The following is a 9341-nucleotide window of genomic DNA, read 5'->3' as shown; positions in this document are numbered from 1 at the left end:
CCCGCCCTCCACCTGGCATGCCGCTCGCAAGCCCCCTTGCCCATTGACTCCGCTGCCCGAAAGTCGGTCGAAACGCCCGAGCGAGGCGGAAGGATGGGAAGCTTGCCGTGGCGCCCCTGGCCCCCCGTAAAGGGGGAGCGGCTCCCGGACCGCCCGGGGGTCCTGGTCCTCGCCGATCGGGCCCAACGGATTCTGTACATTTCCGCCACGGAAAATCTCCGGGCCACCCTGGAGCCCGGGGGCAAGGCCGTGAAGGGCTCCATCCTCCGAGACCAGCGGCTGCCCCGGGGCGTCCGGGAGGCGGCGGCCTTCCTCCACTGGGAGGAGACAGCCGATCCGGATGCCCGCCGGGCCACCCTGGTCGAAGCGCACGCGGCTGCCAGCGGGGGCGCGTACCCTCCCTTCAATCGGCGCCACCGCCGCTATCCGGCGCGCCATCCCGCCTCCTGCGGCATCCCAAACGGCACCTCGGTCCGCCAGATTGAGGGGGAGAGCTTGGACCTCAGCGAGGGAGGGCTGGGAGTCCTCCTGAAAGCCCCCATCCCACCCCAGACCCCCGTCACCGTCCAGATCCACACCCCCACCGGCCCCCTGGAGGCTCTCGGCCTCGTCCTGTGGGCTGCCCCCGACGGGGATCGGACCCGCCTCGGCATTGAGATCTACACCCCGCTCGGCCTCGGTGGGCGCCTCCGCTGGTCGCGACACCTGGAACGTCTCGCCGTCTCCGCCTGATCCTCTCCAGAGGGGCCCGCTCCCGTTGCTGCAGCCTGCCCGGTGTGGTAGAGTGGCCGTGCTTTTTCCGCGCGGAGGCAGCCCCGTGGGTTCGGCGACGGACGCCCGCTTCATGCAGCTCGCTTTGGAGGAGGCTCGGCGGGCGGCTGCGGCCGGCGAGGTCCCCGTCGGCGCCGTCGTCGTCCTCGAGGGGGAGATCCTGGGGCGGGCCCATAACGCCTCGATCGGTCTGACGGATCCGACCGCCCACGCGGAGGTCCTGGCCCTTCGGGGCGCCGCGGCCAAGATCGGGAACTATCGGCTTCCGGGAGCTGCCCTCTACGTGACCGTCGAGCCTTGCGCCATGTGCGCCGGAGCGCTGCTGCACGCCCGGGTCGCCCGGCTCATCTACGGTGCGCCGGACCCCAAGGCGGGAGCCGTCCGTTCGGTCCTCCGCCTCCTCGAGACGCCGGGCCTCACCCACCGGGTCACGGTCACGACCGGGATCCGGGCGGAGGAGTGCAGCGCCCTCCTCCGGGATTTTTTCCAGGCGCGCCGGGCCGCCGCCGGGTAGAATAGGACCCGGAGGGGTGGCCGAGCGGCCGAAGGCGATCGACTCGAAATCGATTAGGGGGGCTCAAACCTCCCTCGGGGGTTCAAATCCCTCCCCCTCCGCCACCGGACAGGCCCGCCCCGGCCCCGGTGGAGGGCTGCCGACCCGTTCAGCAAGTGCGGAGAGGTGTCCGAGCGGCCGAAGGAGCACGCCTGGAGAGCGTGTATGGGGGTAACCCCATCCCGGGTTCGAATCCCGGCCTCTCCGCCATCGCCCGCGGCCAGGCGCTGACCCGAGGAGGGTTGCATGGCGCTCTCGCTGGAAGAGCTCAGAATGCTGTACGCCTTCAATACCTGGGCGCGGAAGCGGATGCTGGATGCCGTCGCCCAGCTCGACGAGGGGGCGTATCGGAAGGACCTCGGGAACAGCTTCGGCTCGGTGCACGGGACGGTGGTCCACATCCTCGGCGCCGAGGAGGTCTGGCTGAAGCGCTGGCACGGGACGTCGCCGACGGCCCTGGCCTCCCCCGACGCCTTCGCCTCCTTCGCCGAGGTGCGGCGGCGCTGGGACGCGCTGGAAGCCGAATACCAGCGGTTCCTGGGGTCGCTGATGGAGAAGGATGTCCGCCGCGTGTTCCACTACCGGGACCTCCGGGGGAATGCCTACTCCACCCCCCTCTGGCAGGCGATGCAGCACGTGGTGAACCACTCGACCTACCACCGGGGCCAGGTCACGACCCTGCTCCGGCAGCTCGGGGCAAAGCCGGTGGCGACCGATTTGATTGCTTTCTACCGGCAGCAGGCGGGGCAGGAGAGGCCGGCCTGAGCCGATGCCGTTGGCCGTGCTAGACGGGGAGGTAGCGGTGCCCTGTACCCGCAATCCGCTATAGCGGGGTCGAATTCCTGCCCGAGGTCGCCCGTCGCGCGGTCCGGGTCGTCGGGCCGGGGCGTTGAGGGCCGGGTCCCGCGCAGGGCGGGCCCACCAACCCCGCCAGGTCCGGAAGGAAGCAACGGTACGTGGCCCCCCGCCGGTGCCGCGGGGACGCTCGGCCGGAGCTACCGACCCGCCGGGCCGCCCGCGTGACCCGATCGACGGCAGGTGCACGGCCAGCCTTCATTCATTACTGATGTCTTACCAAGTCCTTGCCCGTCGCTGGCGGCCCCAGACCTTTGACCAGGTCGTGGGACAGGAGCCGGTCACCCGGACGCTCCGCAACGCGCTCCGCGCCGGGCGCCTGGCGCACGCCCTTCTCTTTGCCGGCCCGCGGGGCGTGGGGAAGACGACGACGGCCCGCCTCGTGGCCAAGGCGCTCAACTGCGAGAAGAGCCCGGGCCCCGACCCCTGCAACACCTGCTCCGCCTGCCAGGAGATCGCCCTCGGCACCTCGGTGGACTGCATCGAGATTGACGCCGCCACCCACACGGGCGTGGATCACGTCCGCGGGCTCCAGGAGCAGCTCGCCTACCACCCGATCCGGGGCAAGTCCAAGGTCTACATCGTGGACGAGGTCCATATGCTCTCCACGGGCGCGTTCAACGCGCTCTTGAAGACGCTGGAGGAGCCGCCGCCGAAGGTCCTCTTCATTCTGGCCACGACCGAGCCTCACAAGGTGCCGGCCACCATCCACTCCCGCTGCCAGCGCCACGACTTCCGCAAGATCGGGCCCGACCAGATCCGCGAGCGCCTGGAGGAAATCGCCCGGGCGGAGGGGGTTCGGCCGGACGAGAACGCCCTCGCGCTCCTCGCCCGGGCGGCGGATGGGAGCCTGCGGGACGGACAGAGCCTGCTCGATCAGGCCATCGCCTACTGCGGGACCGAGATCGGCGGGCAGGCGGTCGCGGAGCTGCTGGGCCTGGTGGCCTCGGACGCCCTCTTTGGCGCGGCCGGGGCCATCGCGGAGGGGGCGGCCGGGCGCCTCCTGGAGCTGGTGGAGGAGCTGAGCCACCGGGGGAGCGATCTCCGCCTCTTCGCCGGGGAGCTGCTCGGGCACCTCCGCAATCTGCTGGTGGTGAAGGTGACGGCGAAGGCTCGGCAGGTGTTGGGCCTGGCCCCGGCCGACTTCGAGCGGACGGCCGCGCAGGCGGAGGCCTTCAGCGTCCCGCGCCTGGAGGTCCTCTTGCACCTCCTCGCCCAGGCGGAGGCGGAGATGCGCCGGAGCGGGTACCCCCGCTTCGTTCTGGAGGCGGCCCTCGTCCGCATGGCGGAGACCGCGGCGCTGCCCGCCCTCGATGACCTCATCCGGCGGCTCACCGAGCTCGAGGGGCGCCTGTCGGGCGGTGGCGCCGCGGCAACCGCACCGGCCCCCCAGCCCACCCTCTTCGGGGAGGTCCCGTCCGCCCCGCCGCGTCTCGTGACACCCATCTCCCCGCCGCAGGTGCCCCCCCTTCCGGGGGCGCGGCCTGCCCCTCCCGTGCCTCCCCTCCGGATGGAGGGGGCCCCGCCCGAGCCGACCCCGCCGCCGGAGTCGGCGGCCGCGGGGCCGCCTGCTGGCCGCGGCCCTGCCCCGTCCGCTCCTGCCGCCCCCCCGGACGTGGCCGGTGCCTGGGCGGATGTCAAGCGCCGCGTCGAGCGGCAGAAGCGGCTGGCCACCCTTCTCGAGGAGGTTCAGGAGGTCCGCCTGGAGGGGGAGACGCTGGTCCTGGTCTTCCCGAACGGGAACACGTTCTCCCGGATGACGCTGGAGGACCCGGAGAGCCGCCAACTCGTGAATGCCGCGGCCGCCGCGGCGTTCGGTCGCCGGATCGCGGTCGAGTACCGGTTCCTCCCTCCGCCCCCGCGCGGAGCGGCCGCCGAGGGCCTGGCACCGCCTGCCCGGGTGCCTGAGCCCGAGAGCGCGAATCCGGCCGCCCCCGCGGACCCGGCGGAGCACCCCCTCGTTCGGGAAGCCCTCCGCCTGTTCGGCGGGCACCTGCTCCCCCCCGGCCGCCGCGGGGGGGCCGTTCCCTTCTAGCGGGGCGCGGGCCCCCCGCGCCGCGGGAGCACCGTATGAAGGATCTCGGCAACCTCATGAGGCAGGCGCAGAAGATGAAAGCCGAGCTGGAGCGCCTCCAGGGGGAAGCGGCGAGCAAGCGGGTGGAGGGGACGGCGGGGGGCGGCATGGTGACGGTCACGGTGGACGGGCGCGGCGAGGTGCTCGCCGTCAAGATCGACCCCGAGGTGGCCGCTGCGAACGATCGGGAGATGCTCCAGGACCTCATTGTCGCCGCCACCAACGAGGCCCTGCGCAGGGCGCGCGAGCTGATGAATGCCGAGATGGCGAAGGTCGCCGGCGGCATGGGCCTCCCCGGCCTCTTCTAGGCGCCGCCCGTGGCCCGCTACGCCCCCACCCTCGTCCGCCTCATCGACGCCCTGATGCGCCTCCCCGGCATCGGTGCCAAGACCGCCCAGCGCCTGGCCTTTTACATCCTGAAGGCCCCCCGCGAGGAAGCGACGGCCCTCGCCGAGGCGATCGTCGAGCTCAAGGAGAAGACGCGCCTCTGCGAGGTCTGCTTCAACGTCGCCGAGGAGCTCCGGTGCCCCATCTGCCAGGACCCCGGCCGGACCCGGAGCGTCATCTGTGTGGTGGAGGAGGCCAACGACCTGATGGCGATCGAGCGGACGGGAGAGTTCAAGGGGCTCTACCACGTCCTGCAGGGTTCCCTCTCCCCGCTGGAGGGACGCGGCCCGGATGACATCCTGGCGAGGGAACTGCTGCGGCGCCTGAAAGACGGGGGGGTCCAGGAGGTCATCCTGGCCACCAACCCGAACGTGGAGGGGGAAGCCACGGCCCTCTACCTGCAGCGGCTCATTCAGCCCCTCGGGGTGCGTCTCACCCGGATCGCTCACGGGCTGCCCGTGGGCGGGGACCTGGAGTATGCGGACGAAGTGACGTTAGCCCGGGCACTCTCCGGTCGTCGGGAGATGGGGTAGGGGTGCCGGAACGGGTCTTGCACTAGTGGGAAGAGGCGCGAAACCCGCAAGACACCGGGACTTGTAACCCCTTACCCCGTGTGGTATACAAGCTGCGGCCTGGGCCCGGAGCGGGGCCGGCCGGCACGGTGAATTGCGGGCAGGCGGAGGAAGGAGCGATCGTGTCGCCGGGCGGGACGAACCTCATCATCCTGGATGAGGACTTCAAGCGGATCAATGCGTGCCTGAGCCGCCTGAACCAGGAGGCCCGCAGCAAGGCGGTCTTCCTCATCGACAAGAACGGCCAGCTCATCTCCTCCCATGGGGAGACGGCCGGCCTGGATACCACCTCGCTCGCCTCTCTCACCGCCGGTAACATCGCGGCGACCGGCGGCCTCGCCCAGCTCCTGGGAGAGAAAGAGTTCTCCATCCTCTTCCACGAGGGAGAGCGGGACAACCTCCACATCTCCATCGTCGCCCAGCGGGTCATCCTGGTGATCATCTTCGACAGCCGCTCCTCCCTGGGCCTGGTCCGCCTGCGGGTCAAGAAAGCCGCGGAAGACCTGACCCGGATCTTTGCCGACATCATGAAGAAGCTGGACCGGGAAGCCGGCCAGGCCCGGGCCATGTTCGGCACCCATTTCTCCGAGATCACGGACGACGATATCGACAACCTGTTCACGAAGGGCTAGGCCGGGCCATGTCCTTCATCAACTACTCGGCGCGGGAGATCAACTGCAAGCTGGTCTATTACGGGCCGGGGCTCGGCGGGAAGACCACCAACCTCCAGCACATCTACAAGAAGGTGGACCCGTCCGCGAAGGGGAAACTCATCTCGTTGGCCACGGAGACGGAGCGGACCCTTTTCTTCGACTTCATGCCCCTGCAGTTGGGGCAGATCCGGGGCTTCAAGGTGCGCCTGCACCTCTACACCGTCCCCGGCCAGGTCTTCTACGACGCCAGCCGGAAGCTCATCTTGAAGGGAGCGGACGGGGTCGTCTTCGTCGCGGACTCCCAGCTCGAGCGCATGGAATCCAACATCGAAAGCCTGCAGAACCTCGAGCAGAACCTGGGGGAGCAGGGGATCGTGCTGGAGAAGATCCCGTTCGTTCTGCAGTACAACAAGCGGGACCTCCCCAATGTGGTCAGCATCGAGGACCTTCAGCGGGCGCTCAACACCCGCAACGTTCCCTGGTTCGAGGGGGTGGCGCCCACCGGCGTTGGGGTATTCGAGACGCTGAAAGCGATCGCCAAGCTGGTGCTGCAGGAGCTGAAGAAGAAAGAGTAGGTCCCCGGTTCCCCCCCCCCGTCCTCGGCGGGTTCCCCTCCAGACGGAGCCGCTTCTCTCCCTCCGATCCGGCCGGCCCCCGGATCCCGATCGGGCTTCAGGTTCCGGCTCTCAGTCGGTCCCCCTGCTCCCCGGGGGCGGCCCACCGCGCGCAGGCGGGCGCTGTGCTCCTCCAGGTGCTCGCGTGCAGCCGCAGCGGCCGCCGGGTCGCGCCACCTCACCTGGTGCCAGCGGGCCAGCGCGCTCCTGAGGTGTGGCAGGTCGAGGGCTCCCGTGCGGTCGTGGTGGGGGAGGCGACGAAGGCGCACTCCCTCGGGTGTGCCCTCGATGACGGCGAAGGCTTCGTCCGGGAGAGCGCGGATATAGGCGGCTGGCCACTCGGCGGCCCCAACCGGGTGGGGGGACATGGTCGCGGCGGCGATACCAAGGAGGTCCCCGGCCACGAGCACAATGAAACGGGACGAAGCGGTACGTTTCGGTCGGGAACGGCTGTCCATACGGTGACCCCCGGCGAACGAGGTCGAACGCACCTCCCTTTGCTTTCCGCGTGCCACGGAGGGCTGAACGCGTTGACGCCCCGGGACCCGTGGGCTAAAATGCTCCTGGCTTTTTCCCACCATTCCCCGGTAGCTCAATGGTGGAGCGAGCGGCTGTTAACCGCTAGGTTGCAGGTTCGAGTCCTGCCCGGGGAGCCACAATAGCAGCGCACGCTTAGCCCGCTGGACCAATGGCTGCGCGGGCTTCTTCGTTGGCCCCGGTTCCGCGGTCGGGACCCGCTGAACCGCCCTCCCCCCGGACCGGCGCCTCCTTCGGGCCATCGCATCGGTAGGACCCCCCGAGAACCCAAAGGGCTCCGAGTTGGCCATTCTTTTGCACGTCCGTAAGGCGCGTCGGCCGTAGAAGGAGGGACTCCGAATGACTCCTGAGGGCGCAGAGGTGCTGGACCGGTATCGAGAACTGCGGAAACACGTCGAGGGCGTGCGAGCCGGCGTTGACACGGTGAGAGCCCGCATCCGTGAGCAGTTGGCGAAGTTCGCCGAACTGGAGGTGGCCGCCAGGAGGGCAAAGGCTCGTTACCAGCAGGTCCTGCCGAAACACGTCGCGGGAAATCTCGACGAGCAGGTGGCGACGGCAGCCAAGGAGGAATTGGCGAAGGCCGAAGCGGATCTCGCGGAGAGCAAGGCTCTCCTGCAGGCGTTAGAGACCGAACTGCCGAAGCTGCAGGGCCAGGTTCCCAACTCGGCCAATCTCGAAGCCGCCCGGCGGGCCGCCTGGGAGGCAATTTGGCGGGATCTCAAAGCCCAAGTCCCCAACGACGTAGCGCACGTTGTCGCCAGGATATACGCAGCTCTCTTGGCCTACCAGCCCGACGCCTCGTATTCTGCCGCGCTCGCTGCGCTGTGCCCAGACCCGCCGAGCCGAGAGGATTGTCGCCCCCTCATCGAGCAACTGGCGGGCCAGTACTCTATACCGCTTTAGGAAGCGTTCGGTTCAACCCTGCCCGGGGAACCACCCGCCGGCCCAATGGCTGCGCGGGCTTTCGTATTTCTGAACCAGTGGACTGGACGTTGGCCCTGTCCGACCGGGTGCCGTGCCCACCCGGCACTACGCCGCACGGGCGGGCAATGACCCCGTAACACGCTGGCCAGTCCCCTCCCTGCCCTGGGGGTCGGGCCGTTTCCCCGGAGCCGCCCCCCTTAAGGGATTTCCCCTCCTGCAATTACGGAATATTCCGGATTGCCTCGCCTCTTCCGAAGCGGGACGATCCCTGCGTGAAAAAGCCTGCCTAGCGGTAGCCTGAAGGATGCCGGTAAGCGCCTTGCTACCGGGATCTTCGAGGAGCCCGAGGCGGAGACCGCCCGGGCGCGCTCGGGCCGGGGACCGGACGATCCCCCCGCCAAACCGGTCAATCAGTCAGAAGGAGGCCTAACGATGCTGAGGGATGTGCGGCTTCGCTTCTCCTGGCTGCTCCTCGTCCTCGTCGCCCTCCTCACCCAACTCCCGCCGACAGCAGCGCCCGGCGCCGACAGTCTCAAGCCCCCGGACTACACCTTCACCCGCGGGCTTTCCCAGGTCGTCTACGGGTCGGACCAGATCATCCGCGACATCCTCGATGTGCCGGTGCCCGAACCGGACGAGCCGGACGGCCAGATCGCCCTCCACGTCGAGGTCGTGCGGCCGAACGTGGCGGGACGGTTTCCGGTCATCCTGGAGGCGAGCCCCTATCACGGCACCCTGGCCGACCGGGATGGCACGCGGATCCTGCCCGAGCCTCGGGATCCCGAGGGGCGGCCGCTCGGGCTGACCGGCTACTTCGCTCCCCGCGGCTACGCGGTGGTGATGGTGGACCTTCGCGGCACGGGACAGTCCGAGGGGTGCCTGGACCACATCGGGCCGAAGGACACGTCCGATCTCAAGGCCATCGTCGAATGGGCCGCATCCCAGGCGTGGTCGAACGGCCGCGTCGGGATGACCGGACACTCGTACGTGGGGTCCACCCCCTCGAACGCCGCGGCGAGCGTCCCCAATGGGCTCGTGACGATCGTGCCGAGCGCGGGGCTCGCCCACATGTACGACCACCAGTTCCAGGCCGGCGTGCCGTACTTCCTGCAGTGGGCCGGCCCGATGTTCGCCTACGAGCAGCTCGCGCTGGAGCGGCACCTGCCGGGCGGGGACAACGAGCTCAAGGACCTGACCTACGCCGGGTGCGGCCTGCCCAACTCCTCGCTCGTCGCCGGCGAGGCGCAGCTCTCCGGGCAGTACGTCGCGTGGCACGCCGCGCGCGACTGGAGGGCGCCCGCGACCGCCGCCCCGATCCCGATCTTCATGGTCCACGGGGTCAACGACAACGCCGCGCGCGTGCCGGCCATGCAGTGGTTCACCGACCGGCAGGCGTACTGG

General features: G+C 69.8%; 10 protein-coding genes, 3 tRNA genes and 1 other RNA gene. All 14 read left to right on the top strand.

The genetic code is table 11. From position 1 onward, the window contains the following. The first annotated feature begins 93 nt into the window (after positions 1 to 93). Complete coding sequence (locus tag VGT06_05775; GenBank protein HEV8662638.1) at positions 94 to 732, top strand: PilZ domain-containing protein; 639 nt, start codon at positions 94 to 96, stop codon at positions 730 to 732. 85 nt (positions 733 to 817) lie between these two features. Then, positions 818 to 1285 carry a tRNA adenosine(34) deaminase TadA gene (gene tadA / locus VGT06_05770; GenBank protein ID HEV8662637.1) on the top strand — a complete coding sequence of 156 codons (468 nt, stop codon included), beginning with the start codon at positions 818 to 820 and terminating at the stop codon, positions 1283 to 1285. A 10-nt stretch (positions 1286 to 1295) separates the two neighbouring features. Further along, a tRNA-Ser gene (locus VGT06_05765) sits at positions 1296 to 1389 on the top strand. A gap of 55 nt (positions 1390 to 1444) precedes the next feature. Further along, positions 1445 to 1534 (top strand) — tRNA-Ser (locus VGT06_05760). Between the two features lie 36 nt (positions 1535 to 1570). Next, positions 1571 to 2089: a DinB family protein gene (locus VGT06_05755; GenBank protein ID HEV8662636.1), complete on the top strand. Its 519-nt coding sequence runs from the start codon at positions 1571 to 1573 to the stop codon at positions 2087 to 2089. Positions 2090 to 2103: 14 nt separating this feature from the next. Then, an RNA gene (gene ffs, locus VGT06_05750) (signal recognition particle sRNA large type) lies at positions 2104 to 2370 on the top strand. 20 nt (positions 2371 to 2390) lie between these two features. Next, a complete protein-coding gene (gene dnaX / locus VGT06_05745) occupies positions 2391 to 4214 on the top strand; it encodes a DNA polymerase III subunit gamma/tau (protein HEV8662635.1) in 1824 nt (607 codons plus the stop codon). A 35-nt stretch (positions 4215 to 4249) separates the two neighbouring features. Continuing rightward, positions 4250 to 4561, top strand: coding sequence for a YbaB/EbfC family nucleoid-associated protein (locus tag VGT06_05740; GenBank protein HEV8662634.1), 312 nt, complete (start codon positions 4250 to 4252; stop codon positions 4559 to 4561). A 9-nt stretch (positions 4562 to 4570) separates the two neighbouring features. Continuing rightward, entirely contained in the window at positions 4571 to 5173 is a 603-nt protein-coding gene (gene recR / locus VGT06_05735) for a recombination mediator RecR (protein ID HEV8662633.1), read from the top strand. 158 nt (positions 5174 to 5331) lie between these two features. After that, a complete protein-coding gene (locus VGT06_05730) occupies positions 5332 to 5844 on the top strand; it encodes a roadblock/LC7 domain-containing protein (GenBank protein ID HEV8662632.1) in 513 nt (170 codons plus the stop codon). Between the two features lie 8 nt (positions 5845 to 5852). Further along, positions 5853 to 6440, top strand: coding sequence for a GTPase domain-containing protein (locus VGT06_05725; protein HEV8662631.1), 588 nt, complete (start codon positions 5853 to 5855; stop codon positions 6438 to 6440). A 620-nt stretch (positions 6441 to 7060) separates the two neighbouring features. Continuing rightward, positions 7061 to 7135 (top strand) — tRNA-Asn (locus VGT06_05720). Between the two features lie 220 nt (positions 7136 to 7355). Next, complete coding sequence (locus tag VGT06_05715; GenBank protein HEV8662630.1) at positions 7356 to 7919, top strand: hypothetical protein; 564 nt, start codon at positions 7356 to 7358, stop codon at positions 7917 to 7919. A gap of 453 nt (positions 7920 to 8372) precedes the next feature. Next, the coding region (locus VGT06_05710) for a CocE/NonD family hydrolase (protein ID HEV8662629.1) at positions 8373 to 9341 on the top strand (969 nt) is incomplete at its 3' end.

This window comes from Candidatus Methylomirabilis sp. (assembly GCA_036000645.1).
GTDB lineage: Bacteria > Methylomirabilota > Methylomirabilia > Methylomirabilales > JACPAU01 > JACPAU01.
This window is presented reverse-complemented; position numbering and strand designations above follow the sequence as displayed.

Coding starts and splice junctions, on each gene's coding strand:
- dnaX (HEV8662635.1), top strand. CDS start 2,391: ATGTCTTACCAAGTCCTTGCCCGTCGCTGGCGGCCCCAGACCTTTGAC.
- VGT06_05715 (HEV8662630.1), top strand. CDS start 7,356: ATGACTCCTGAGGGCGCAGAGGTGCTGGACCGGTATCGAGAACTGCGG.
- VGT06_05740 (HEV8662634.1), top strand. CDS start 4,250: ATGAAGGATCTCGGCAACCTCATGAGGCAGGCGCAGAAGATGAAAGCC.
- VGT06_05755 (HEV8662636.1), top strand. CDS start 1,571: ATGGCGCTCTCGCTGGAAGAGCTCAGAATGCTGTACGCCTTCAATACC.
- VGT06_05725 (HEV8662631.1), top strand. CDS start 5,853: ATGTCCTTCATCAACTACTCGGCGCGGGAGATCAACTGCAAGCTGGTC.
- VGT06_05775 (HEV8662638.1), top strand. CDS start 94: ATGGGAAGCTTGCCGTGGCGCCCCTGGCCCCCCGTAAAGGGGGAGCGG.